The 25,192-nt window shown below is 67.1% G+C and carries 16 protein-coding genes; 7 read left to right on the top strand and 9 right to left on the bottom strand.

Going from position 1 to position 25,192, the window contains the following annotated elements; all coding sequences use genetic code 11:
- Positions 1 to 186 precede the first annotated feature (186 nt).
- The gene (dinB, locus tag ACOEQ2_RS05400) at positions 187 to 1,251 is read left to right on the top strand and encodes a DNA polymerase IV (protein ID WP_419731144.1); all 1,065 of its coding nucleotides are present in this window, start codon (positions 187 to 189) and stop codon (positions 1,249 to 1,251) included.
- A 23-nt stretch (positions 1,252 to 1,274) separates the two neighbouring features.
- Here the strand turns inward: dinB and ACOEQ2_RS05405 are convergent, their stop codons facing one another.
- Together ACOEQ2_RS05405 and ACOEQ2_RS05410 are read right to left on the bottom strand one after the other, a co-directional pair.
- On the bottom strand, positions 1,275 to 1,754 hold the full coding sequence (locus ACOEQ2_RS05405) for a BLUF domain-containing protein (protein ID WP_419730356.1): 480 nt from the start codon (positions 1,752 to 1,754) through the stop codon (positions 1,275 to 1,277).
- Between the two features lie 2 nt (positions 1,755 to 1,756).
- Entirely contained in the window at positions 1,757 to 3,598 is a 1,842-nt protein-coding gene (locus tag ACOEQ2_RS05410; RefSeq protein ID WP_419730357.1) for a putative bifunctional diguanylate cyclase/phosphodiesterase, read from the bottom strand.
- Positions 3,599 to 3,773: 175 nt separating this feature from the next.
- Between ACOEQ2_RS05410 and ACOEQ2_RS05415 the strand changes: the two genes are divergently transcribed.
- Complete coding sequence (locus ACOEQ2_RS05415; RefSeq protein WP_419730358.1) at positions 3,774 to 4,970, top strand: potassium channel family protein; 1,197 nt, start codon at positions 3,774 to 3,776, stop codon at positions 4,968 to 4,970.
- A gap of 20 nt (positions 4,971 to 4,990) precedes the next feature.
- Here ACOEQ2_RS05415 and ACOEQ2_RS05420 read toward each other — a convergent pair whose 3' ends face one another.
- Together ACOEQ2_RS05420 and ACOEQ2_RS05425 are read right to left on the bottom strand one after the other, a co-directional pair.
- Positions 4,991 to 6,424 carry an efflux RND transporter periplasmic adaptor subunit gene (locus ACOEQ2_RS05420; RefSeq protein ID WP_419730359.1) on the bottom strand — a complete coding sequence of 478 codons (1,434 nt, stop codon included), beginning with the start codon at positions 6,422 to 6,424 and terminating at the stop codon, positions 4,991 to 4,993.
- The gene (locus ACOEQ2_RS05425) at positions 6,421 to 9,636 is read right to left on the bottom strand and encodes an efflux RND transporter permease subunit (protein WP_419730360.1); all 3,216 of its coding nucleotides are present in this window, start codon (positions 9,634 to 9,636) and stop codon (positions 6,421 to 6,423) included. Before ACOEQ2_RS05425 ends, ACOEQ2_RS05420 begins: the two co-directional genes overlap by 4 nt.
- Positions 9,637 to 9,869: 233 nt before the next feature.
- Between ACOEQ2_RS05425 and parE the strand changes: the two genes are divergently transcribed.
- Complete coding sequence (gene parE / locus ACOEQ2_RS05430) at positions 9,870 to 11,969, top strand: DNA topoisomerase IV subunit B (RefSeq protein WP_419730361.1); 2,100 nt, start codon at positions 9,870 to 9,872, stop codon at positions 11,967 to 11,969.
- A gap of 538 nt (positions 11,970 to 12,507) precedes the next feature.
- Here the strand turns inward: parE and ACOEQ2_RS05435 are convergent.
- On the bottom strand, positions 12,508 to 12,936 hold the full coding sequence (locus ACOEQ2_RS05435; protein ID WP_419730362.1) for a hypothetical protein: 429 nt from the start codon (positions 12,934 to 12,936) through the stop codon (positions 12,508 to 12,510).
- Between the two features lie 726 nt (positions 12,937 to 13,662).
- Positions 13,663 to 14,526, bottom strand: coding sequence for an alpha/beta fold hydrolase (locus tag ACOEQ2_RS05440; RefSeq protein WP_419730363.1), 864 nt, complete (start codon positions 14,524 to 14,526; stop codon positions 13,663 to 13,665).
- A gap of 179 nt (positions 14,527 to 14,705) precedes the next feature.
- Between ACOEQ2_RS05440 and ACOEQ2_RS05445 the strand changes: the two genes are divergently transcribed.
- Positions 14,706 to 15,644 (top strand): LysR family transcriptional regulator, encoded by a 939-nt coding sequence (locus ACOEQ2_RS05445; RefSeq protein WP_419730364.1) that lies wholly within the window; start codon positions 14,706 to 14,708, stop codon positions 15,642 to 15,644.
- 1,043 nt (positions 15,645 to 16,687) lie between these two features.
- On the opposite strand, the gene ACOEQ2_RS05450 is transcribed toward ACOEQ2_RS05445, so the two are convergent.
- Positions 16,688 to 17,278 (bottom strand): PAS domain-containing protein, encoded by a 591-nt coding sequence (locus ACOEQ2_RS05450; RefSeq protein ID WP_419730365.1) that lies wholly within the window; start codon positions 17,276 to 17,278, stop codon positions 16,688 to 16,690.
- 375 nt (positions 17,279 to 17,653) lie between these two features.
- Here ACOEQ2_RS05450 and ACOEQ2_RS05455 point away from each other — a divergent pair, with 375 nt between their 5' ends.
- Both ACOEQ2_RS05455 and ACOEQ2_RS05460 read left to right on the top strand, forming a co-directional pair.
- Positions 17,654 to 18,712 (top strand): alpha/beta fold hydrolase, encoded by a 1,059-nt coding sequence (locus tag ACOEQ2_RS05455; RefSeq protein ID WP_419730366.1) that lies wholly within the window; start codon positions 17,654 to 17,656, stop codon positions 18,710 to 18,712.
- Between the two features lie 35 nt (positions 18,713 to 18,747).
- Positions 18,748 to 19,365, top strand: coding sequence for a hypothetical protein (locus tag ACOEQ2_RS05460; RefSeq protein ID WP_419730367.1), 618 nt, complete (start codon positions 18,748 to 18,750; stop codon positions 19,363 to 19,365).
- A gap of 244 nt (positions 19,366 to 19,609) precedes the next feature.
- Here ACOEQ2_RS05460 and ACOEQ2_RS05465 read toward each other — a convergent pair whose 3' ends face one another.
- Complete coding sequence (locus tag ACOEQ2_RS05465) at positions 19,610 to 21,004, bottom strand: cytochrome P450 (protein WP_419730368.1); 1,395 nt, start codon at positions 21,002 to 21,004, stop codon at positions 19,610 to 19,612.
- A 58-nt stretch (positions 21,005 to 21,062) separates the two neighbouring features.
- Positions 21,063 to 22,640, bottom strand: a complete 1,578-nt coding sequence (locus ACOEQ2_RS05470) for a complex I subunit 4 family protein (protein ID WP_419730369.1) — start codon at positions 22,638 to 22,640, stop codon at positions 21,063 to 21,065.
- 116 nt (positions 22,641 to 22,756) lie between these two features.
- Between ACOEQ2_RS05470 and ACOEQ2_RS05475 the strand changes: the two genes are divergently transcribed.
- Positions 22,757 to 25,186, top strand: coding sequence for a beta strand repeat-containing protein (locus ACOEQ2_RS05475; protein WP_419730370.1), 2,430 nt, complete (start codon positions 22,757 to 22,759; stop codon positions 25,184 to 25,186).
- The last annotated feature ends 6 nt before the right edge of the window (positions 25,187 to 25,192 follow it).

Raw genomic sequence — 25,192 nt, forward strand, 5'->3', positions numbered from 1 at the left:
TCGAGGGCGGGGGCTTCTCGAGGGGGACCGTGCGGGATCGCGCGGTCCCCTTTTCGTTTCTGGGGCCAGCCCTCCCGTCTTGGACTGGCCGCCCGATCGAACGTATAGTGAACGCGGTCGGATTCTGCAGCGGAGTGACAGGTCGTGGTTCAGGAGCCACCTCACCGGCGGATCATCCATGTCGACATGGATGCCTTCTACGCCTCCGTCGAGCAGCGCGATGATCCGGCCTTGCGGGGCCGGCCGGTCGCTGTCGGCGGCTCCCGCGAACGTGGCGTGGTCGCGGCGGCAAGCTATGAGGCGCGGCGATACGGCGTCCGGTCTGCGATGCCATCGGTCACGGCGCGGCGGCAATGTCCGGAGCTGGTGTTCGTCAAGCCGCGCTTCGACGTGTATCGCGAGGTCTCGCTGCAGATCCGCAGCATCTTTGCCGACTACACCGAGCTGATCCAGCCGCTCTCCCTGGACGAGGCCTATCTCGACGTCACCCGGCCATTGCGCGATCTCGGCTCCGCCACCGCGATCGCCGAGGAGATCCGGGCGCGGATCCTGAGCCAGACCCGGCTGACCGCATCGGCCGGCGTGTCGTACAACAAGTTCCTCGCCAAGCTCGCGTCGGATCATCGCAAGCCGGACGGGCTGTTCGTCATCACCCCGAGCCTCGGCCCGGCCTTCGTCGAGAGCCTGCCGGTGAGCCGGTTCCACGGAGTCGGGCCCGTGACGGCGGCGAAGATGGAGCGACTCGGCATCCGCACCGGACTCGACCTTCGCCAGCGATCGCTCGCCACCCTGGTGCAGCAATTCGGCAAGTCCGGTCCGCACTACCACGCGATCGCACGCGGCCAGGACGAGCGGCCGGTGATGCCGGGGCAGCCACGCAAATCGATCGGCGCCGAGCAGACCTTCGAGCGCGACATCACCGGCTGGGACGATGCCCAAACGGCACTCCAGCCGGCTATCGACAAGGTCTGGGCGACCTATGCCCGCGTCGGCCGCCCCGCCCGCACGGTCACGCTGAAGCTGAAGTTCAGCGACTTCCGGATCATCTCCCGCGCCACCTCCTATGGCACCGGGATCATCGCTCGCGCGGAAATCGAGGATGCGGCATTCAGGCTGTTGCGCGGGGTCTTTCCGTTCCAGATGAGCGTGCGGCTGCTGGGTGTCAGCGTGTCCCGCTTCGACGATGAACGCGCAGCCGCCGCACCGGTGCTGGAGGATTTGTTCAGCCTGGCCGCCGCCGGTGGTCGCTGACCGGGCGGATCGCCGGGTCGCGCTCAATCGACGCCCGGCCGCGCCTCCCCTGCGTCACGCCTGGCCGTCGGCAGCCAGTGGGTCTCACGCACCACGACGTCCTTGAGCAGCGCCATCAGTTCCCGGCCCTTGGCTGACGGGCTGGAAGCGCTGTCGAACACCGCGATACCGGCGATCGGACTCCGGGCCGCCTCCGCGCCGGCGAACGCCATCGACCAGGACGGAAAATCCCGCGCGGCGATCGGCCCTGACTCCAGCACCGTGACATCGCGGTGGCGCTCGTCGCACTGGATCCGCTCGAATGCCTCGTCCACCGCATCCAGGTCGCCCTCCAGCACCTGGGCGAAGCAGCCATCGCTGAACAGCAGCGCACCGCTGATGCCGGCACGACGGTTGTTCTCCCGCGAGGCGGCGAGAATCGACTCGATGTTGGCGAGGATCACCTCGGAGCCCCCGGGGATCTGGCTGCGACTGCAATAGAGGACGCGAGAGAGCCTGGTCATGGTCAACCTTCGAGGATGATGGGTTGGATCGGTGCAGCGGCGGCAGGGATGAATTGGGCGATCAGTTCGCCGACCTCGCCTACGGGTACCGGCCGGCTGAACAGGTAGCCCTGCACGGAACTGCAGCCCTGGCTCCGGATGCGCGCGAGCTGCTCGGGTGTCTCGACACCTTCGGCAATCGTTGCCATGCCGAGGCTGGCGCCGAGTGCGGTGATCGCGCGAACGATGGCGTTCTGGCCATCGACGTTGATGCTGCCCGATACGAACGACCGGTCGATCTTGATCTTGTCGAACGGGAAGCTGTTCAGCTGGCTGAGCGACGAGTAGCCGGTGCCGAAATCGTCCATCGCGACCTGCACCCTCATGTCACGCAGCCGGTGCAGCGCCGTCAGCACCGCCGGCTCGTTGCGCAGCAGCACGCCCTCGGTGATCTCGATTTCCAGGCGGCTGCCAGGAAGTCCGGCGGCCTCCAGGGTTTCCCTGACGACATCCACCAGCCGGTCGGCATCCTCGAACTGCTGCGGCGACACGTTGACCGCAACCATGATCGATGCCGGCCAGCGCGTGGCTTCCTCGCACGCCTCGCGGATGACCCATTCGCCGAGCGGCACGATCATGCCGATCTCCTCGGCAAGCGGAATGAAGTCGCCGGGCGGGATCAGGCCACGTTCCGGATGGCGCCACCGCAGCAAGGCCTCGAACCCCTCGATCGTACGGGTGTCGAGATTGACCTGCGGCTGGTAGTGCAGCTCGAACTGGCGAAGTGCCACGGCCTTGCGCAGGTCGATCTCCAGCAGCCGCCGCGACATCGCGCGCTCGCCCATCGCCGGATCGAAGAACCGGCACGATCCACGCCCGGTGTTCTTGGCGTCGTACAGCGCGAGATCGGCGGCGCGCATGAGCTCGTCGTACTTGTCGCCGTCGCGCTGCGCCATCGCCACCCCGACGCTGGCGCCGATATTCACCAGGTGGCCGCTGACCAGGTAGGGCCGGCTCAACACGTCGACCATCCGGCGCCCCAGCTGCACCATCCCGCCATCCACGGGAGTCATCTGCACCAGCACCGCGAATTCGTCGCCGCCCAGCCGGGCGACCAGGTCGTCGCGTCGCACCAGGGTCCGCAACCGCTTGCCGACCAGGCGCAGCAGGGCATCGCCGATCGGATGGCCGAGGGTGTCGTTCACCGCCTTGAACCGGTCGAGGTCGATCATCATCACGGCCGCATCCGGCAGTTGCCTGTCCGGCTCCCCGATCGGGTCGGCTCCGGCGGCAGACCTGCGGGCAAGCATCTCCATCACGCAGCGCTCGAACCGTTCGCGGCCGGGCAAGCCGGTCAGCGCGTCGGATCTCGCCGTCTCGATCGCCGTCGCCTCCGCCCGATGTCGCGCGGTGGTGTCCTCGAACGCCGCCATCCAGGTGGCATCCGCCAACCGCCTGACCTGCACCGTCATCATGCGCGCGGCATCCGCGGACGGCACCGTGACCACCACATGCTGGGTGCCGACGCTGGCCACTGCAGCAAGGCACGCCTCGAGCACGATCTGCACGCCGGAGGTGTCCAGCAACGCCGACGCCTCCAGCACCTGGATCAGCGTCGCCGCACGGCTCACCACGTCGCCGCGGACATCGAGCACGTCCGCAAGGCACGCGTTGCGGAACATGATGTCCAGGCGGTGGTCGAAACTGAGCAGCCCGAAGCCGATGCCGCCCAGGATCGCCTCCAGATGCGGGACGGCCATGTCGGCCGGCGGTGCGATGCCGGGCGGCGATAGCGTCGCTGCAATCGCCTCCATGTGGGCTGCAGCCGATGTCTCCGCGGGCAGATGATGTCGCTGTGGCAGCATGCGGGAATGATTTCCAGACCAGCGCGACACACCTGGAGGGCAGCGCCGCGCCGACATGGTTTAGGCCGGTAGAGGTTAACGCTTCCTGAGGATCGGCATCGTCCGGCCGATCCGGTCACATAAATCACCTACGGAACATGCAGGGCCCACCCGCATTGAGGGCCGCGGAGGTTGCATGCTGTCCCTGATCGTCGTTCTCGCGGCTCTTCTGCTGCTATGGTTCGTGCTGCAGGACGCCTTCGAGGTGATGCTGCTGCCGCGCCGGGTGTATCGCCGCGTCCGCCTCGCCCGCCTGTTCTTCCGGTTCACCTGGGCGGCCTGGCTGCGGCTGTCGCGGCTGCTGCCCGAGAGCGAGCGGCGGGTCCGTTTCCTCGGCGTCTTCGGGCCGCTTTCCATGGTGGTGCTGTTCGCGTTCTGGGCGCTGATCCTGGTCATCGGCTTCGGCCTGATCGATTGGGGCCTGCAGGGCCACAGGAACGCCCATTCGAGCCTGCCCGAGCAGATCTACCTGAGCGGCGTGACCTTCTTCACGCTGGGCTACGGCGATGTCGTGCCGCACGCGGCGATCACCCGCGGGATCTCCGTGGTCGAGGCGGGAATGGGGCTGGGCTTCATCGCCGTGGTGATCGGCTACCTGCCGATCCTGTACCAGGTGTTCGCCCGTCGCGAGGCGCACGTGATCCAGCTCGATGCCCGCGCCGGCTCGCCGCCCAGCGCCGTCACGATGCTGAGCCTGCATGCCGGCCGGGACAGCCTCGGCAAGCTGGATGTGCTGCTACGGGAATGGGAGGTGTGGGCGGCCGAGCTGCTCGAGAGCCACCTGTCCTACCCGATGCTGGTGTACTACCGGTCGCAGCGCGACAACCAGTCGTGGCTGTCGGCACTCGCGGCGGTAATGGATACCTGCGCGCTGATCCTGGTCGGCGTCGAGGACCTGCCGCCGCTGCAGGCGCGTATGACCTTCACCATGACCCGCCAGGTGATCGTCGAGGTCGCCCGCGCGCTGACTGTGAACCCGTCGCGGTACAGCGGCGACGACCGGTTGCCGCACGAGCATTATCTGGAGATGGAGCGGCGGTTCGCCGAGGTCGGGCTGGTGTGGAACGGCGGCTCGGACGCGGAGGAGACGCTGCACGCCCTGCGCGGCACCTACGAGCCGCTGCTGGACGGACTGAGCACCCGGCTCGTACTGCCGCTACCACCTTGGCTGGCGCCCGAGGGATCCGCCGATCACTGGCAGACCGGGCATCGCGGCCTGATCGCCAGCCGGCTGGTGACGCAACTCGCCGGTCATGGCGGCCTCGGCGTCACCGTCGAGACCGGCCGGGGTGGCATCGCGCAGCGGCTTCGCAGCAGGCTCCGTCGGCGCTGACCCCGGGCAAGCTGGCCTCGTCAGCCCGACGCCTGCTTCGCATCCGGCTTCTTGTCCGGCATCACATGCACCTTCTGGCCCTGGGTGAGGTCGCTCGGCGGGTTCACGATCACCTTCTCGCTGCCGTCGAGGCCCTCGCGCAGCTCCGCCTCGGTGCCGGTGTCACGCGCAATCACGATCGGCCGCATCTCGACCTTGTCGTCCTGGCCGACCACGGCGACGTGCAGCCCGGCCGCATCGAAGATCAGCGCCGCATCGGGGATCACCACCGCCGGCGCCGGCCGCTTGACGTCGAACGCCACGGTCACGAACAGGCCAGGCGTCAGTTTGCCCGCGCGATTGTCGATATCGACCTCGACCAGCATGGAGCGCGAATTCTGCGCCAGCGACACCGAGGAGCGCGACACGAAGGCCCGGAACTGCTCGCCCGGCAGTTCGGGCACCGTCACCAGTGCCGGCAGCCCGTCATGGATGCCGGCGAACTGGCTCTGCGGCACATAGACCTGGCAGCGCAACACATCCTGGTCGTCGAGATGCAGCAGTGCCGTGCCGGTGTTGCTGTCGCTCTGCACCAGGGTGCCGACATCGACGTCGCGCTGGGTGATGACGCCGTCGAACGGTGCGATCACGTTCTCGAAGCCGGTCAGCGCCACCAGCCGATCGACCTGCGCCTGCTGCGCCCGAACGTTGGAGACGGCAACGCCGATGCCGGCCTGCGCCGCCGCCACGCTCTTGACGTCCACGTCGGAGGCAGTCTTCAGGTTGTCGCGGTTCTGCGCGGTGTCCCAGCCTTCGCTCTCCAGGATCTTCGAGCGGCGGCTGTTGAGGTCGGCATTCTTCGCGGTCGAGTTCGCCTGCTGCAGGCTGGTTTGCGCCTGGGCGAGTTGCGCCTGCATCTGCCCGAGCTGGGCGCGCGCCTGCTCGAGCTGCTGGTCGAGGTCGGGGGCGGCGATCCGGAGCAGCAACTCGCCCTTCTTGACGTGGCTGCCGATATCGACCCGACGCTCGGCGATGTATCCGGTGGCACGCGCGAACAGGTCGGCGGAGTCGAACGCCACGGTCTGGCCCGGGAGCGAGGTCGCGGTCAGGTCGGAGGATCGCTTGGCCGTTGCGACCTGCACGTCCGGCACCGCGGCCTGCGACTGCTTCAGCGTGTCCGCGGCATCGCTCGACTGGTGCCAGTGCACGAACACGCCCCAGGCGACCAACAGCACAAGCGGGACCGCCACGTACAAGGCGAGCCGCTTGCGGGGCGGCGGTGGTGGCGGCTCCGCCGACGTCTCCGACGCATCGTGCTCGTCGCCGTCCCGCTGCCCCGCATCGTCCGGGTGGTCGGACTCGTCCGCATGCAGGGCGGCCGCCTCCTGAGGCTGGTTGTCCTCGATGTTGTCGTCACGGCGGTCGGTATGCTCGTCGCCGCGTGCCATCGGGCCGTCATGCTCGGGCGGGGTCATACGTAGTCCTCCGGGGCACGAACCGGGCCCTGTCGCAGCAGGCTGTAGAGAAAGGGTACGAACAGCAGCGTCGAGCAGGTGCCGACGGTGATGCCGCCGATCACCGCCCTGGCCAGTGCTGCGTTCTGCTCGCCACCCTGGCCGAGATCGAGCGCCATCGGGATCAGGCCGACCACCATCGCACCTGCGGTCATCAGCACCGGCCTCAGCCTGGCCTCACCCGCGGCGATGGCGCCCTCGATCGCCGAGCAGCCGGTCTCCTCGCGATGCTCACGCGCGAACGTCACCAACAGGATCGAGTTCGCCGACGCCACACCCACGCTCATGATCGCCCCCATCAGCGAGGCGATCGAGAACGTCGTGTGGGTGATGAACAGGCTGAGGATAATGCCGCAGAACACCAGCGGCAGCGCGCACAGCACCACGAACGGGTCACCCCAGTCCTGGTAGTTCAGCACCATCAGCAGGTACACCGCGACCACCGCCACCACGAGGCCGATCTCGATATGCGAGAACGCGCTGTTCATGCTGTCGATCTGGCCGCGCACGACGATTCTGTCCGGCGCGTGCAGGTGCTTCTGCTCGTCCAGCACCACGCGGTTGATCTCGCGCGCCGCCGAACCGAGGTCGCTGTCCTGCACCGAGGCATACACGTCATAGGTCGGCTCAGTGTTGACGTGGCTCAGCACCGACTGCTCGGTGTCGCGATGGAACGTGGCGACGTTGCTGAGCAGGCTGATCGGCTGCGGCCCGTTGATGCCGCCATTGCCGGTGACGAGCGGCGTGTTCGCCATCTGGCCGAAATTGTCGAGCCGGTACTCGGGCGTCTGCACGGTGAGCTGCCAGGGAATGCCCGTCTTGGGATCGGTCCAGAAGTTCGGCGCCACCTGGAAGCTGCCGGACAGCTGCACGGTCAGCTGCTGGGCCACGTCCTGCTCGGTCAGGCCGAGCTCCATCGCCCGCTGGCGATCGATCTCGGCCAGGAACTCGGGCGCGTCCACCACCTGCTGCAGATGCACGTCGACCAGCCCGGGCAGCGTCTTGAGCCGCGTCTCCAGGGTTTTCGCCATCGCCAGGTCGACATCCTGGTGACGACCATGGACCTGCACGTCGATCTGCGAGGGCACGCCGAAATCCAGGATCTGGGTGATCATGTCGGCCGGCTGGAAATAGAAGGTCGTGTCGGGATAGCGCTGGTGCAGCACCACCCGGAGCTTCTTGGTGAGGGCCGTGCCGCTGACCCCGGGCTTCAGCGTGACCAGAACCTGGCCGTCGGAGTAGGCCACGAAGGTGCCGTCATTGAAGGCCAGGTTATAGTTCACCGACGGCAGGCCGATATTATCGACCACGGACTGCACGTTGCTGACGCCGTGGGAGTTCTTGCCGGCGACCTCGCCGATGGTGTCCTCGACACGGGCGAACAGCTTGGCCGCCTCCTCGATCCGGGTGCCGGAGCGGGCGCGCACGTGGAGCGTGATCTGACCGCTCTCGATCGCAGGGAAGTAGTCCTGGCCGAGGAACGGGAACAGGCAGGCGCATACCACCAGCACCACCCCGACGACGCCGCCGGTGATCAGCCGGCGCGCCAGCACCGCGTGCAGCAGGCCGAGATAACCCTTGTGGAAGCGGTCGAAGCCGCGCTCGAAGCCTGCATGGATGCGCCCGAAGAACCCCGGCTTCTTGCCCTCGCGGCCTTCCTTCGCACCCTCCTTGGCCTCCGCATGGCGGCGATGCTCCGGCTCGACCAGCACGTCGATCAGGATCGGCACCAGGGTGCGCGACAGCAGGTACGAGGCCAGCATGGCGAACACCACCGCCAGCGCCTGCGGGGTAAAGATGTATTTCGGCGCCCCCACCAGGAACAGCACCGACACGAACGCCGAGCAGATCGACAGCGTGGAAATCAGCGTGGGCTTGGCGATCGAGGCGGCGCCTTCGACCACGCTGTCGCGGAAGCTCTTGCCCTGCTCCATCACGCGGTAGGTGTTCTCGATCGCCACCGTGGCGTCGTCGACCAGGATGCCGACCGCCAGCGCCAGGCCGCCCAAGGTCATGACGTTCATGGTCTCGCCGAGTGCGGCCAGCAAAGCGAGCGAGGTCAGCACCGCCAGCGGGATCGACACCAGGATCACCAGCGTGGCGCGCCAGGAGCCCAGGAACAGCAGGATCATCAGGCCCGTCAGGCCGGCTGCGATCAGCCCCTCCTCGGCGACGTCGGTGATCGCGTCCGACACGAACACCGACTGGTCGAACAACGCGACGATGTGCATGTCCTTGGGTGCTGCCGCGATGATCCCCGGCAGCATCGACTTGACCGAATTCACGATGTCCAGCGTGGAGGTCGGGCCGTTCTTCAGCACCGGCAGCAGCAGGCCGTTGGCGCCGTTCACATGCACCATGTTCTGCTGCGGCGGACCGCCGGCGCGCGCCCAGCCGACGTCGCGCAGCAGGATCGGCGAGCCGTTCACCATCTTGATCGGGATGGTGTTCAGCGCTTCGAGCACCTTGGGCAGGGTGTTCAGCCGGACGATGAACTGGGTGCCGCCGAACTTCGCGAGCCCGGACGGCAGCGTCAGGCTCTGCGCGTTGACCGCGTTGCTCACCTGCAGCGGCGTGATCCCGTATGCCTGCAGCGCGTGCGGGTCGAGGTCGATCATCACCTGCTCGGGCACACCGCCATAGGGTGGCGGCATGGTCGAGCCGGGGGTGGTTTGCAGCGTCGAGCGGATGCGGAAGCGGACATAGTTATAGACATCGGCCTGGCTCTCGACCGCAGAGGTCGCGGCGATCTGGATCACCGGCACCGACGAGGCGGAGAAGCGGATCACGATCGGCGGCTGGATACCGGGCGGCAGCAGGCCACGGATGGCGTTGGTGGCCGAGCTCACCTGGCTCAGCGCCAGGCTGATATCGACGCCGGGCTGGAAATACACCTTGGTGATGGTGATGCCCTGCAGCGTCGTGCTTTCCATGTCGCGGATGCCGACGACGTTGTTGGAGAGGGCGAGCTCGCTGTACGACGTGACCTGGTTCTGCATGTCCGGCGTATCGAGGCCGGTATAGGTCCAGATGATGGTGACCACCGGGATGTTGACGTCCGGCAGCACGTCCTTGGGCATGACCACGGCCGCCCCGCCACCGGCCAGCATGATGAGCACCGCCATCACATAGAAGGTGATGCGGTATTTCAGCGCGAACTTGACGAGACCCAACCTGCGCGCTCCTTCGTGTCCGGACGTCACAATCCGGGCTGTCTGCCGCGGGTGAATGTTGCCACGCGCGGGCTACGCAACAAGGCGCTCCTGGGGAAATGAAAACGTAGCGATTCGTAACGCCGCCCTGCACCATCCGGCAGCCGGCGGGCGATCACGCTTTGGGTGGCATTTCGCAACCTGTGGCCCGGACTGTATCTTGACGCAGCTTACGACCGAGGTGAGAACCAATCATGAACGACCTGTTCTCGCAGCCGCCACGCAAGTCCGCCGCAGCCGCCGCCGCAAAGCCGGCCGCGCCCTCACGCAAGGCGGCCGCCCCGACTGCCGAGCGCGGAGCCGCCAGCACCCCGACCGCAGGCGAGGACAGCTATTCCGCCCGCCACATCGAGGTTCTGGAAGGCCTTGAGCCGGTCCGGCGCCGCCCCGGCATGTATATCGGCGGCACCGACGAGAACGCGCTGCACCACCTGGCGGCCGAGATCATCGACAACGCCATGGACGAGGCGGTGGCGGGCCATGCGACCACCATCGAGGTCACGCTCGAGCCCGGCAACCAGCTGACCGTGCGCGACAATGGCCGCGGCATCCCGGTCGATGCGCACCCGAAGTTCAAGGATCGCTCGGCCCTGGAGGTGATCTTCACCACGCTGCATTCCGGCGGCAAGTTCTCCGGCAAGGCGTATGCGACCTCGGGCGGACTGCACGGCGTCGGTTCGTCGGTGGTCAACGCGCTGTCCTCGTCGCTCGAGGTCGAGGTGGCGCGCGACCGGGCGTTGTGGCGGCAATCATACGAGCGCGGCCGCCCGCTCGGGCCGCTGGAGAAGGTCGGCGCCATCCATAACCGGCGCGGCACGCAGATCCGCTTCGTGCCGGACACCGAAATCTTCGCAGCCCAGGGCTTCTCGGCGGCCCGGCTGTACCGGTTCTGCCGCTCCAAGGCGTTCCTGTTCCGCGGCGTGACCATCCGCTGGGAGTGCGACCCGAGCCTGCTGCCGCCCGGGGGATCCCGGGCCGATGAGATCCCCGCGACCGCGGTGCTGCATTTCCCGGGCGGCCTCGCCGACAGCCTGCGCGACGAACTCGGCGCTGACCCGACGCTGCTGGCCGAGCTGTGGTCCGGTGACGCCGACCTCCCCGCTGCACCGGACGGCGGGTCCACCGGCCGCGTCGAGTGGGCGGTGGCCTGGCTGGATGCCGGCGAGAGTGACGCCAGGTCCGGGCTCGCGTCGTTCTGCAACACCATCCCGACGCCGCAGGGCGGCACCCACGAGACCGGCTTCCGCAACGCGCTGATCAAGGGCCTGCGGGCCTGGGGCGACGCGCGGGCCAACAAGCGGGCGCAGCAGGTGACGGCCGAGGATCTGCTGGGGGCGGTCGCGGCCAAGCTGTCGGCGTTCATCCGCGAGCCGCAGTTTCAGGGCCAGACCAAGGAGAAGCTGACCAACGCCGAGGCGACGCGCCTGGTCGAGACCGCGCTGCGGGACCGGTTCGATCACTGGCTGGCGGGTCACCCGGCGCAGGCGGATGCGCTGCTGGCGGCGATCATCGAGCGGGCCGAGGACCGTATCCGCCGCCGCGAGGCCAAGGACACGCCGCGCAAGAGTGCCACCCGGCGCCTGCGCCTGCCCGGCAAGCTCACCGACTGCACGCGCGAGAACGCCGCCGAGACCGAGATCTTCCTGGTCGAGGGCGACAGCGCCGGCGGCTCGGCGAAGCAGGCGCGCAACCGCGAGACCCAGGCGGTGCTGCCGTTGCGCGGCAAGATCCTGAACGTCGCCAGCGCGTCCACCGAGAAGCTGCGCGGCAACCAGGAGCTGAAGGACCTGGTGGAGGCGCTCGGCTGCGGCCAGGGTGCACGCTATGACGGCACCCGGCTGCGCTACGGGCGCGTCATCATCATGACCGACGCCGACGTGGACGGCGCCCACATCGCCTCGCTGCTGATGACCTTCTTCTATCGGGAGCTGCCCGACCTCATCCAGGGCGGCCACCTGCATCTGGCGCAGCCGCCGCTGTATCGGCTGACCCAGGGTGCCAAGACCGTCTATGCGATGGACGACCGCGACCGCGAGCGCAAGCTCAAGTCCGGCTTCAAGGCGGGCACCAAGGTGGAGGTCAGCCGCTTCAAGGGCCTGGGCGAGATGCCGCCCGCCGACCTCAAGCGCACCACCATGGACCCGGCTCATCGCACGCTGCTGAAGGTGGTGTCCGCGGTGGCCGATCGCGAGGCGACGGCGGAACGTGTCGAGAGCCTGATGGGGCGGCGGCCGGAACTGCGGTTCCAGTTCATCCAGGAGAATGCGGCTTCGGTTGAGTTGCTGGATGTGTAGGGGCTGCGAGGGAGCCAAGGCGGCCTAGTTGTGTGTGGAGGGGAGACGGCCCTGACTGAATGGAACCGGAGCGCTGAGGTCTATCGGGCGTGCATTCGCCGACATGCAGTTCCTGCTGCTTATGTCAGCAGTAACTCGGCGTGTAAATAAAGGGCTGGGTTATCGGACTGCTATTCCGATGTTTTTGGGCGCTTTCTAAGCGCTCTACTCGGATTTTTGACTGCAGTCTTGATAGACAAAAACAGGCTCGAGACGAAAAGGGGTTATCGTGCGGGGTCTGAACGTGATCTAGTTGGTATAAATAAGTCTATTACTCGCTGTCGCAAAGAGTTATCCTCGTCAAGCCGACTTTTACCAAAATACCCGTTTCGCCATGATGCGCTGTCCACCTTTGGGTTGAGGAAATGTCGACTATTCAGACGGCATCGGCTTCCTGATAGGCACACAATGTTCTGATCGCTCCGCTTCGATAACACTCACACTGATTCATCGAGCACCAGCGGGAAGTCGGGCTTGTCCTGACACCATGTTGTTGGTCTTATTTATCACGCTCTACGACATAGAACGCACCTGCGTCCGTCATCAGCAGGTGGTCACGGTCGAGAACAATGCCGTCCGCACAGCTTGAGTCGATGTGGTGTGCGGTCTTGCCCATCCTATAAGGCGCAACGTCGATATCCTCACGCGTCGCTTTCCAGTCATCCTGTAGGAGCTGGTCGACATTGATGACGTTGAGCTTGACGTCCGCCCCCTGGCACGGAGCACCAGGCAACATGATCGAGGTCGCTGATATCACGACCGTTTGCCCCAGTCCCTTTTTTGCGATCTCCTCACCAACACTGATATCGGCGTATCCGGCGATCTTGACGACCTTCCAATTCCCGAAATAGCTCGAGACTGACGCGGCGTGGGCCGTCAGCGGCAGAACGACTGTCGCAACAACCAGGTATGATGCAGTCTTCTTCATCGACGAGGCCCTCCCGGCGTAACAGGCGTAATCGGCGTGTTGTATTGCGTGATTTCGCCGGCCCGCCGATTGACCAGCCCTCTCGAGAGCGTTGGTGGGCCGACCATATGACCGTGCGCGTCGTGGTTGTGGACCATGACTAGCTGCCGAAGATGCACGGCAACAGCAGTATCATTATTTGTGTTGGCTGCGATGAGCGCCGGATCTAGCTGGTTGCCGGAGTTGAACGACGCGGAGACCAGGGCGTCGAACTGTTGCGGACGGCGGACTCGGCTCTGTGGACCCGGCGATTGAACTCGGTATCATTTGCGTTAGCATCCGCACGCTGCGCTAGCTCAGCCGCCGTGCACGGTCCGTGGTGCACCGGAATACCCACTCCGACCGTGCAATTGTTCGCGCTGTCATCGTAATGGCCGCCAAGATTGGCCGCCCCGCCGCCCTGGCCTTCCCGCGTCGCGAGTGTCTGGCGTCCTGCCGCCGACATCGACAAGCCGGCATTCAAACTTGGTGTGGCGGCTGCGGCCCGGGCATGCCCGGCACGATGCCCATGTTGAGCACGTCGAGGTCCAACTGCCACCGCAACTCTCCACCTTGGATCGCTTCAACGTTATCAAACGCTCCAAGTTCAGACCAGAGGCATGCCGCTGGCCGCCGGCTGAATCTGCGAGTTGATGGACCGGCTTGCAAGCAGCACGAAGCTCAGCGGGCCAAAAGCGGCGGAGACAATCAGGTAGCAAGCTTGCGACCAAGAAAATCCCGGATGTACGCTGCAATTTCGCGATGGTGCGTTTCCAGCGCGAAGTGGCCCGTATCCAGAAGGTGGATTTCCGCATCCGGGACGTCCCGCCTGTAGGCTTCCGCACCGGGCGGCAGGAAGAACACGTCGTTCTTGCCCCATACCGCCAGAACGGGTGGACGATGCGTGCGAAGGTAGGACTGGAAGTCCGGATAAAGTGCCACGTTGGTGCGGTAGCTCAGGATCAGATCGAGCTGGATCTCCTCGGCGCCGGGCCGGTGCATGTAGAACATGTCGAGCATGCTGCCGTCGGGCGACACCAGTCCGGCAGGCGCGCCATTTTCGTACTGGAAGCGGATCGCCTCGTCGGACAGCGACGTGCGTGTCGCCTCGCGATGCGCCGGCGTCGGCTCGCGCCAATAGGTCTGCCACGGCCCCCACGCCGTGCTGAGCCCCTCCACATAGGCGTTGCCGTTCTGGGTGATGATCGCCGTGACCCGCTCCGGGTGCTTCATCGCGAGGCGCAGGCCGGTCGGCGCGCCATAATCGAAGATGTAGAGCGCATAACGATGAAGCCCGATCGCATCGACAAAACCGCCGATGATGTCGGCGAGTGCCTCGAAGCTGTAGGTGAACGCACCGCGCCCGGGTGCCTTCGTCTGACCGAACCCGGGCAGGTCGGGCGCGATCAATCGGTAGCGGTCGGCGAGCTCCGGCATCAGGTCGCGGAACATGTGGCTCGAGGTCGGGAAGCCATGCAGGAGCAGGATCACCGGCGCATCGATCGGGCCGGTTTCCCGATAAAAGACGTCGACGTCTCCAACCTTCTGCGTGCGATAGCGGGTGACGGACATCGGATCCTCCTTCACGTGATTGGGCGCAAGGGCCGCCGGCACGGCGAGGACGGAGCGGTGAGAATGCATCCCGGCGTGACGGTACATGGTGCGTCCCTTGACGATGCCCTCCATGTAGAGATTTCACTGCGCGGCAGAACCCATGCATGCTGACCGGCTCGATTGCAGGCGCTGAAACGATGGACCGACTAGACTCGATCTCGCTCGTCGTCGCCGCAGTGGAGGCGGGGTCGCTCGCCGCCGCGGCCAGGCAGCATGGCCGGTCACCCGCGGCAGTCACCCGTGCCGTTGCACTCCTGGAACTTCATGCCGGCGAGACACTGCTGCTGCGCTCGACACGCAAGCTCAGCCTCACCGCGGCGGGCGAGCGCCACCTGGCAATCTGGCGCGATGTGCTGGCGAAACTCCGCGAGCTCGAACCGGGTGGTGCGCCAGGACCATTGCAGGGCGGCATGGTGCTGACCGCTCCGGAATTGTTCGGGCGCCTGAAGGTGATGCCGCTGCTCGAGAGCTTCCTCCGGGATCATCCGCAGGTTTCGGCGCGGGTGCTGATGGTGAATCGCGTCGTCGACCTGATCGGCGAAGGTGTGGACCTGGCGGTGCGTCTGGCGCCATTGCCGGACTCGACGCTGATAGCCATCAGGATCGGCGAGGTGCGCACGCTGCTCTGCGCATCGCCGGACTATCTGGCGCGTGCCGGCGCGCCCGCTGCTCCGCACGAGCTCGAGCGCCATGACTGCATCGGGCTGAACGCCGAAGGCGACCATGCACTTTGGGGATTTTCCGTGGCACCCGGCCAGGAGAGCCGCGTGCGATCGCTGCGGGTGCAGACGCGGCTGAGCGTCAACAATGCGGCGGCCACGATCGACGCGGCCCTTCGCGGCAACGGGATCATCCGTGCGCGGTCCTATCAGGTGGCCCACGACGTTGCCGCCGGCCGCCTCATCCGGCTGCTGCCGCAGTTCGAGTTGCCGCCGATCCCTGCGCACCTGGTGTTCCATCCGGATCGGGCCAGGAAAGGCGTGGTGCGGGACTTCATCGAGCACGCCGTTCCGACGCTGAAGCGCGATCTGCTCGAGGTTGCCTCGGCTCTCCCGCGGCCTGTTCCAGACGCCTGACACATCCCGGCTTCGGGCTGGGCTCGGCAGGGCGTCGACGCGTTTCGGAACTGCCGCATTGCCGGCCGGCCGCCGGGTGTCGAGGGTTGCGCCGCATGATCCCGCGCCGGCTTGCGGTCGCCGTCGCGGCGTTCCTGCTCACCATCCGGACGATCGCGCCAGCCGCGGCTCAGCCCTCCGGGTTCGCAGGCGGTGATCCCCATCCGCAGTGGATCGTTGTCGTCGAGACCATGCGCCGCCTGAAGCTGTTCCGCGTGGAACAGGGCCCTCCCACGGTGCCGCTCGCATCCAGGTCCGCGGGGCAGCACCGCTGGTGGATGGCGCATCCAGGACCGACGGGCCGGCATCACGCGAACCCGCGTCTGCGACCGCTTCGGCTCCGGCGATCCGGCACGCCAACCCTCCGGCGCCGCACCGGCCTTGGGCAACCTGCACGGTCTGATCATGGTCGCCCGTCACGGCCCCCATCCGGTTATCGCCGGACACCAGGATGTCGACGTGTGCGCGACGCTCCTGGACGAACGCCACCCCGAGTTGTTCGGTAGCCTGGTGCTGGTGACCCCCAGTTTCCCAGGTCTTGCGGGACTACGCCCGATGCAGGCTGCCGCCAGGCCGGATCGCCACCCTCCAGCATCGGCGTGCGGGTTTGATCCTCGCGGCCGCCGAGCAGGGTCGATAGCGGGACGAGACGCCGGCGGGAGTGTTGCTACAAGTTCTGCTCGACGCACCCGGGTTCACGCGGAAGGGCCCTCGCCCAGCACGATGGCGACGCCGGCATCACCGCGATGCTGCGGTGGTTGTGGCCGCGGGCGGCGTGCCGCTGACGGAAGAGGCTGCGGCGGACGGATGACGTATTCGCAGCCCAATTGGCCCGTCCTCGACGCGCACTCCGGATCAGCCATGGAGGCGAGCTTTGTCTGTCGCTGCGGAGAACTCAGTCCGTGGCGCAGCAAGCGGCCTGCACACCAAGCCTCTAGAGCTTCAAGCTGGTGACGCGTCCTCTTCCCGCTTCACGCCATCGCCCCAGGATACGGCTCCATCTCCTACGCCCGTTGCCGCGCCGCCTTGAAGGTTTCGAGCGCGCCAGGTTCGAGCTTGGTCGAGATTTCGGCCAGCCGGTGGGCGGCCGCAACGATCCGCTCCAACGCCTTCGTCTGCGCCGCGATGCTGACCTCTTTCAGCAATGCGTGGAACTCCTCCTCCAGCGCAGGAACGACGTGGGCGCTGCCGAATGGCACCTCCATGAGCCAGTCCGGATATCCCATCGTGATATCGAGTTGGTTGCCAAAGAAAAACAGCAAGCGCCCGTCGGTATCACGCACCGGCGAAATGAACAGCAGGTTGTAGAACTGGCTCCCGTCACGGCGGTAGTTGACGATCCACTCGATGCAGCCCTGACCCGCATCCAGGCAGGCTCGAATGCGGGGCGGGGAGATCGGATCGGTTCTCGGGCCCTGCAGGAAGCGGCAGTTGCGTCCGACGATCTCATTCGCGGGATAGCCGGTCAGCTCCACGAAAGCCTGGTTGACCGCCACCATGGGAGTGTCCGGCAAATGGGGATCACTCAACACCATTGGCGCGTCACTATACTGCATCGCAGCAATCAGTGCGTCCCGGATTGCCGTCGCGGTCAATGTTCAAATCCTCTCAATCCGGAGATCTGGAACACTGCTTCACCATATACAGAAATAGTCCGGGTGCCAGGGGGATTTCCCACGACTGCCGGCCCGGTCCAGGACCCGCTCGCGCGCCGTGTCCAACGGCTATTCCCGGGTCGGCACCCGGATCCGCGAGCAACGCTGCCTCAGCAATGAAACGCTCCGACGACCGCCAGGAACAAGCCCGGGCTGCTCACCGACCGATGCATCCGTCTCGAAGCGGCGCATGTCGGTGTCCAACTCCAGGCAGATCGACCGACATCTGTTTGGCGCATGCCCGCTCCCCCAGCGCTCGCCTGACCGAAACCCGCCGCGTCGCCGCCCCGCAGGCGATCGTCTAGGGTGCGCCGCATGATCCTGCGCATGCTTCCGCTCGCCGTCACCGCACTGCTGCTCACCATCCTGACCATCGCGCCGGCCGCTGCATCCTCCGCGGACACGGCAGCCGAAGATTCGCACCCGCAGCGTCTCGTTGCCGTCGAAGATACGCGCCGGCTGAACCTGTTCTGCCTGGGACAGGGCTCTCCCACGGTCCTGCTCGAATCCGGATCCGGAGGCAGCACCGCCGACTGGTGGCGTATCCAGGACCGTCTCGGGCAGATCACGCGAACCTGCGCCTACGACCGCGCCGGCTACGGCTACAGCGATCCGGCACGCAGGCCCTCCGACGCCGCGGCAGCCGTGGACGACCTGCACCGCCTGATCGTGGCCGCGCATCTCGGCCCGCGTCCGATCCTCGTCGGTCACTCCAACGGCGGCATCTACGCGACGCTCTTCGCCGAACGCTACCCGGGCGAGCTCGCCGGCCTGGTGCTGGTGGACCCCGGCTTCCCGGGCCAGCAGGACTACGCCAGATACGGGCTGCCACCGGGCCGGATCGCCGCCCTCCGGCATTGGCGCGCGGGCCTGATCGACGGCGCCAGGGTTTGCCTCTCGGCGGTGAAGCGAGACGGTCCGGGCCTGACCACCGACCACCCCGACTGCCTCGCGACGCCCCCGGAGGACCCCGCCATCCTGCGTGCGGCGCTCCGCGACCTGTATTCCCGGGTGCCCTACGAGGCCGCGAACCTGTCGGAGTTCGAGAACAGCTTCGGCGTCGATCCGGCCGGCGCGACCCCGGACGACAAAGAGTTTCCACGGCCGCTCCACACCCTGGGCGACCTGCCGTTGATCGTCCTGACGGCGGATCACCATCCTGTCCCGGTGCCCGGCTTCACCGCGCTCGAGACGGCGCGGTACTGGACTGTGTGGAAGCAGGGCCATGACCGCCTGGCCCGCCTGTCCACGGCCGGTGAAAGCCGGGTTGTCACCGGCAGCGGCCACTTCATCCAGAACGACAAGCCGGAGGCTGTCCTGGCAGCGGTCGGCGCGATCGTGAGCACGGTGCGCGGCCATCGGTCCGGGCCATGATGCTGCCCGTCCGGTCATCGTCTAGGGTGCGCGCCATGATCCTGCGCATCCTCCCCTTCACCCTCGCCGCGTCCCTGGCGATCCCCCTCACCGGCTGTGTCGCGCGGGGGGCGCGGTCGATCACCAACGTGATCCCGGTGCCGCTCGAGGAAGGCGCCAACCTGGTGCCGCATCTGTCGCCGGACGGGCGGCAGGGCCTGGTGGTGGAGGCACGGGCGCCGGATGCCGCAGCCGGCACCCGCGTGATCATGACCATGCTGCCGCGTGCGGAAGGCGTGCGCGGATGGGACGTCGTCGAAATGGATGGAGCGGGTGGCAGCCGGCTGCCCACGATCGATGGACACGGCCGCTCGGTGGTATTCGCCCGCGCCAAGGTCGGCGGCATGCCGGCCACTCTGGTGTTCGTGGCGAGCCCCGACCCGGAGGATGGCGCCCTGCCCTCGTTCGGCGCGCCACTCCCGACCCCCCGCCGCATGGTGATCACGACGCTGCGGCTGCAGGCGGACGAGCGCTCGGCGCGCTTCCAGGCGATCGACACCGAGATCACCCGCGGCCGCTACTGCAGCGGCACCGACGCACTCGCCGCGACCTACTCGATGGACCTCCCGGAGGACGCGCCCGGCGACACACGGTGCGCTGCACCCGGAGCCTGACGAGGCCGTTTTCCTGCCTTGCGAATCGGCGCGGCATGTCTGTAGGGTCGGAATATCGAAATTGACGGAAAGGAGGTGATCCAGTGTCTCATTGCCTGACAACGGCTCCGCACGGAGTGTCCTGGATGACCCCCCTCTCCACCGAGAAGTCGGTCTGACCAACCTCAGTCGCGGCTAGCCGCAGACAATGCGAAGGCTCCAGGGGCGATCCCTGGAGCCTTTTCATGTTTCTGGGGGTCGAGAATTACCGCTCGGTCAGGCGGAAGCGCACCGGACGATCCGGCTGTGTGGTGACCAGGCCGCGCGGCGCCACCGCAGGCGAGCCGGCGAAGCTCAGCCGGAACCGCTTGAGCAGCCGCGCCAGCACCAGCGTTCCCTCCGCCAGCGCGAATTGCGCACCGACACAGATCCGCGGGCCCGCGCCGAACGGGATGTACACCATCCGGTCCGGCACCGGCGCACCGGGCAGGAACCGCGCCGGGTCGAAGCGGTCGGGGTCCTCCCAATGCGCATGATGCCGATGCAGGATCCACGGCGAGACCGTGACCACGGTGCCGGGCTCGACGTTTTCACCACCGACCACGTCTGCTTCCACCGCCTGGCGCACGATCAGGTAGGCCGGCGGATACAGCCGCAGCGTCTCGTCGAGAAACGCGCGGGTCAGCTTCAGCTTCGGGATCGCCGCCGCCGCCGCGTCCGGTGACAGGTCCACCGAGGCAGCTTCAGCCGCAATCGCCTCCTGGTATTCGGGCAACCGGGCGGCAGCGTAGCAGGCCCAGAACAGGCTGACCGCGGTGGTCTCGTGCCCTGCCAGGATCAGCGTCGAGACCTCGTCGCGCAGCAGGGCGTGGCTGAAGCCCTGGCCGGTCTCCGGGTCGCGCGCCTGGCGCAGCAGGTCGAACAGGTCGCGCGGCGCGGCGTCGTCCGCGGTCGCCGACAGGGCCGTGCGGGTGGCGATGATGCGGTCCATCAGCGCCAGCCAGTCGGTGCGGAAGGCGGCCCGGCCGCGATCCGCCGGCGTGGTCCAGCCCTCCGGCAGCAGCATGTCGAACAACCCGACCTTGGCGAAATCGCGGGCGTAGCGCACCAGCAGGCCACGGAGATCGGCGCCGAACGCTCCCATCTCGAGCGAGAACATCGACTGCCCGGCGACATCCAGCGTGAGCCGCTGCAGCACCGGCATCAGCTCCATCGAGGTGCGACCGCGTGCGGCGATCTCGTCCTCGACACGTGCCGAAACCGCCACGATGTGCCGGGTCAGGATCGGCAGCACGCGCGGTGCCAGTGCCGGCGAGATCACCCGGCGCTGGTGACGCCAGGCCTCGCCCTCGGCCAGGAACAGCCCCTCGCCGAGCACCGGCTGCAGGACCCGCCGGGTGGGCGCGCCGCGCACGTAGTTCTCGTGGCGGGTGAGCAGCACATGCTTGATCGCTGCCGGATCGTTCAGCAGCAGCTGCTTGCGGCCGAGGAAGGTGCCGGGCAGCACCAGATGTCGGTAGGCCGGATCGCCCCAGAGCTCGAGCGGATTGCGACGCAGCACCAGGAAGGATTCTGGCTGGCTGCGGATCCGGGTCGGCATCGGCGGTCGCGGCAGATGGGCACGGGTAGGCGGCGTCGGGGCGGTGAACGTCATATCCATGAAGGGTTAAGTGGCGGTCATGGCTCCCGGCGCAACGGTCCGGCGGGCGCTTGTTGCATCACCCCGGCGAGGCAGCATTGGCCGAGACCTGCGCCGCCTGGATCGGGCCGGACACCAGCGCCCCAACCGACGGGTCGAACACGCGGGTGAACGAGGACGGGTAGATGCCCATCCACAGCACCACGAACGCGAGCGGCGCCAGCAACGCGATCTCGCGGGGCGACAGGTCCCGCAGCACGCCGACCAGGCCGGAGGCGCCGCCGATCGCGGTGTCAAACATCACCCGGCGATACAGCACCAGCATGTAGACGGCGCCCAGGATCATCGCCATGCCGGAGAACAGCGCCACCCAGAAGCCGACATGGATTGCGCCGATCATCACCAGCAGCTCGCCGACGAAGCTGCCGGTGCCCGGCAGCCCGATATTGGCCATGGTGAACAGCATCGCCAGCGTCGCCAGCACCGGCATCCGCCCGGCAACGCCGCCGAAGCCCTGGACCATCCGGCTGTCGGTGCGGCCGGCCAGGATCGCCACGATGAAGAACAGCCCGGCGATGATGATGCCGTGGCTGAGCATGACGAACACCGCGCCGTCGATGCCGGTGGCGTTCAGGGTGAACAGCCCGACCAGCACCAGGCCCATATGCGAGAACGACGAGTACGCGATCAGCCGCTTCATGTCGGCCTGCGCCAGCGCCACGATCGCCGCGTAGATCACGGCGATGATGCCGAGCGCGATCATGAACGGCGCATAACGATGCGACGCGTCCGGCAGCATCGAGATCACGAAGCGCAGGAACCCGTAGGCGCCGGCCTTGGCGAGCACGCCGGACAGCATCGCGGTCGCGGCCGAGGGCGCCTCGGTATAGGCATCCGGCAGCCAGCCATGCAGCGGGAACAGCGGCAGCTTCACCCCGAACGCCAGCACCAGGCCGAGGAACATCCAGGCCTGGATGGCCGGCGCGAAATGGGTGTGCAGCAGCGTCGGGATGTCGGTGGTGCCGGTGATGTGCCACATCGCCAGCAGCGCCAGCAGCATGAACAGCGAGCCGCCGAAGGTGAACAGGAAGAACTTGATCGAGGCATAGACCCGCTTAGGGCCGCCCCAGATGCCGATCAGGAGCGAGCCCGGGATCAGCGTGGCCTCGTAGAACACATAGAACACGACGAAATCGAGTGCGGAGAACAGCCCCAGCAGCGTGGTCTCGAGCGCCAGGATGGCGACCAGGTAATCGCGCAGCCGGGTGATGCCGACGCGCCCGCTGGCCAGGATCGACAGGGGCGTGATCGCCGCGGTCAGCACCACGAACAGCAGGCTGATCCCGTCGAGCCCCAGATGGTACGAGATGCCGAAGCCGGGCATCCAGTCGGTGCGATCCTCGAACTGGAACCCCGCCTGGCCGGGCACGAAGCGGATCCACAGGATCGCTGCCAGCAGCAGCACCAGCAGCGACACGCCGAGCGCCACCGTGCGGGCGGTGCGCTCGACGAAGGCGGCCTCGCCACGGATCGCCAGCAGCGCCAGGGCACCCACGAGCGGCAGGAAGGTGATGATCGTCAACAGAGGCAGGTGCACGGCTCTCGTCGTCCCGGTCGTGAGACTGCGGCACCGGGGCGGGTGCGGCAGGCGGCGCATCCTAGGTCGCGTCGCACGAGGGCACCAGAGCAGGCCGGATCTTCATCATCGTAAAGGATTTGTTCACGTTTTGGACCGCATGGTGGCGCAAGCGACGACACGGGGGCTCCACCTGAATGATCAGCACCATCTTTGCCGATCCGAGCATCGGCGGCCCGGACATGTTGTTCTCGACCGGCACGGTCATGGACGGCCAGGAGCAGTACCAGCCCGCACCGGGCCTGATCGCCGGCCTGTCCGACGCTGGCTGGAACATCACCCAGTGGAACACGCCTGCCAGTCAGGTGTTCGCCGCCGCCCTGCCCATCCTGCATGATGCGGCCGACACCGACGCCTTGCTCGGACGCGCGATCGCCTCCTGGCACACCGGGTCGGCCACCAATGGCAGCGGACTCGTGATCTACGGCACGCCCGGAACCTACACCTACGCGCTCAGCGCGTCGGGCGGATCGAACCGCGACACCTTCCTGCAGACCACCGGCTACGCTTCCGGCAGCACCACCTTCGACCACCCGCTGATCTTCACCGCCGACGAGCGGATCGCGTCTGCGAGCGCCACCGGTGGCACGGCGATCGCGTTCAACTCCTTCACGGTGTTCTTCAACGTTTCCGGCAACCCGTCCTACAACGCCGCACTGCCGACGCTGGAGATCTTCCTGCAGGTGCCACTCACCGATTTCCGCGGCGAGCCGGGCCCCTACCAGACGATCTCGGCGGGCAACGACAACCAGCAGATCTACAACCTCTCCTCGGAGACCTACAGCGCCTCCGCCGGCGGGCTGGTCAGCGACGCCTCGGTCAACGCGCTGGCCTTTGCCGCCGACACCGGCCCGCTGCATACGGTGCGGATCGACCTGAACCAGGCGTTGCTCCGAATGGTCGACGCGATGTCGGCGCAGGACCGGACGACCGATCCGCTGCTGGCCGCATCCGTGCTGGGCATGCAGCGCTGGTCGGTCGGGAGCTATTACGCCGGTGTCGAGACCGCTTCCGGACCCTCTGGCGGCGCGTCGCTCTCGGTCGACATCGCCCACGCCACCCTGACCGACAACACCGCATTATCGGTCTCGTCCGCCATGCCGCTCTCGACCGTGCAGTCCATCGACGGCAACCAGGCCGCCAATCTCGAGGGCGACAGCCTCGTCACGACACGCGCCGGCACCAGCAACAGCATCACCCTGACCAACACGCCAGGGTCGAAGATCGTCACCAGCTACGGCACCGACACCGTTTCCGTCGGAACCGCCGAGAACGTCACGCTGCATGCACGCGGCGGGCGACTGACTGTCATCGGCCACACGACCAGCTACGCCACGATTGCAGTCGATGGTACGGCGCCAATCACCACCGCGGGCGCGCTCGGCAGCTTCAGCCTGACGAGCTCGGCCGCCGGTGACCGGATTTCCGGCAGTGCTGCGGGCATCGCAAGCCTGACCCTGGGAGGCACCGACGCGCAGGTGAATTTCACAAGTCCGGTCTCTGCCAGCCTGTCGGGAGCGGGTGCAGTGCTTGCAGCACCTGGCGGCACCGTATCGCTGAGAGCGGACGGCGCTCACATCGACCTAAATGGCGGCGGCGCCCAGACCGTGTTCCTGAATGGTCATGGTGCCAGCATCACCGAGAGCGGCGCCGGCGCGCAGCTCATCGTCGGTGCACCGACCGCGGCCGGCCCGGTGCAGATCAGCGGCGGCAACGGCACGCAGACGTTCTGGACCGGCGGCACCAATTCCGTCGTCACGGCGTCCGCCGACGCCAAGGCCTCGCTCACCATCCACGCGCAAGCTGGCTCGATCACCAGCCTGCAGCTTGGCGCAGAGACGACCTGCATCGACGATAACGGTGGTGCCGTCACCGTCCATGGGACTAACGCTCCGGGGGAGACGGCGTCCGTCTTCGGCGGCCCGGGCAGCGTTGTCGTGTCCGGGGGCGCCGAGCAACTCGTGGCGGTTGCCGGCAGCAGCGTCGTTGGATCGTTGCTGGTGCAGGCGGGTTCGGGGCAGCAGACGATCTTCGGCGGCCTCGGATCGGTGCAGGTGCAAGGCAGCCACGCAACCACCGGCATGCAGACGATCGTCAACGGGACCGACAGCCGGGACGCCACCACGATCTTCGGCGGGCTCACCAGCCAGACGATCTGGACCGGCCAGGCGCACGACACCATCGTCTCCTCGAACCAGGCGAGCGACACCACCGGCTCGATCACCGCCATGATCCAGGGCGGAGCATCGACATACTGGGGCGGCACCGAGACTGCGACGCTGTACAACCAGGGCGGCACTCTCGACGCATTCCTTACCGGCAGCGGCCGCGTCAGCGTGCTTGCGGACATGACAGGCGGCACGACCACGATCCTGACAGGATTCAGGGCGCTGCATGACCGCCTGACGCTCGCGGGCGTCACCGATCCCTCCCAGCTCCGGACGCGCTATTCGGGTGGCAGCACGATCCTGTCGGCGGTCGGCGGCGGTTCGAGCAGCGTGACGCTGCTGGGCGTGGGTGCCGTCAGCCTGTCGCACGTGCCGGGTGGATTGCTGGTGGCCGTATGATTGCTA

The sequence above is a fragment of the Lichenicola sp. genome (genome assembly GCF_965198575.1).
Taxonomy (GTDB): Bacteria; Pseudomonadota; Alphaproteobacteria; order Acetobacterales; family Acetobacteraceae; genus Lichenicola.

Coding starts and splice junctions, on each gene's coding strand:
- ACOEQ2_RS05460 (WP_419730367.1), top strand. CDS start 18,748: ATGATCCTGCGCATCCTCCCCTTCACCCTCGCCGCGTCCCTGGCGATC.
- ACOEQ2_RS05445 (WP_419730364.1), top strand. CDS start 14,706: ATGGACCGACTAGACTCGATCTCGCTCGTCGTCGCCGCAGTGGAGGCG.
- ACOEQ2_RS05440 (WP_419730363.1), bottom strand. CDS start 14,526: ATGTCCGTCACCCGCTATCGCACGCAGAAGGTTGGAGACGTCGACGTC.
- ACOEQ2_RS05435 (WP_419730362.1), bottom strand. CDS start 12,936: ATGAAGAAGACTGCATCATACCTGGTTGTTGCGACAGTCGTTCTGCCG.
- ACOEQ2_RS05470 (WP_419730369.1), bottom strand. CDS start 22,640: ATGCGCCGCCTGCCGCACCCGCCCCGGTGCCGCAGTCTCACGACCGGG.
- parE (WP_419730361.1), top strand. CDS start 9,870: ATGAACGACCTGTTCTCGCAGCCGCCACGCAAGTCCGCCGCAGCCGCC.
- ACOEQ2_RS05465 (WP_419730368.1), bottom strand. CDS start 21,004: ATGGATATGACGTTCACCGCCCCGACGCCGCCTACCCGTGCCCATCTG.
- ACOEQ2_RS05405 (WP_419730356.1), bottom strand. CDS start 1,754: ATGACCAGGCTCTCTCGCGTCCTCTATTGCAGTCGCAGCCAGATCCCC.
- dinB (WP_419731144.1), top strand. CDS start 187: ATGGATGCCTTCTACGCCTCCGTCGAGCAGCGCGATGATCCGGCCTTG.
- ACOEQ2_RS05420 (WP_419730359.1), bottom strand. CDS start 6,424: ATGACCCCGCCCGAGCATGACGGCCCGATGGCACGCGGCGACGAGCAT.
- ACOEQ2_RS05455 (WP_419730366.1), top strand. CDS start 17,654: ATGATCCTGCGCATGCTTCCGCTCGCCGTCACCGCACTGCTGCTCACC.
- ACOEQ2_RS05410 (WP_419730357.1), bottom strand. CDS start 3,598: ATGCTGCCACAGCGACATCATCTGCCCGCGGAGACATCGGCTGCAGCC.
- ACOEQ2_RS05475 (WP_419730370.1), top strand. CDS start 22,757: ATGATCAGCACCATCTTTGCCGATCCGAGCATCGGCGGCCCGGACATG.
- ACOEQ2_RS05415 (WP_419730358.1), top strand. CDS start 3,774: ATGCTGTCCCTGATCGTCGTTCTCGCGGCTCTTCTGCTGCTATGGTTC.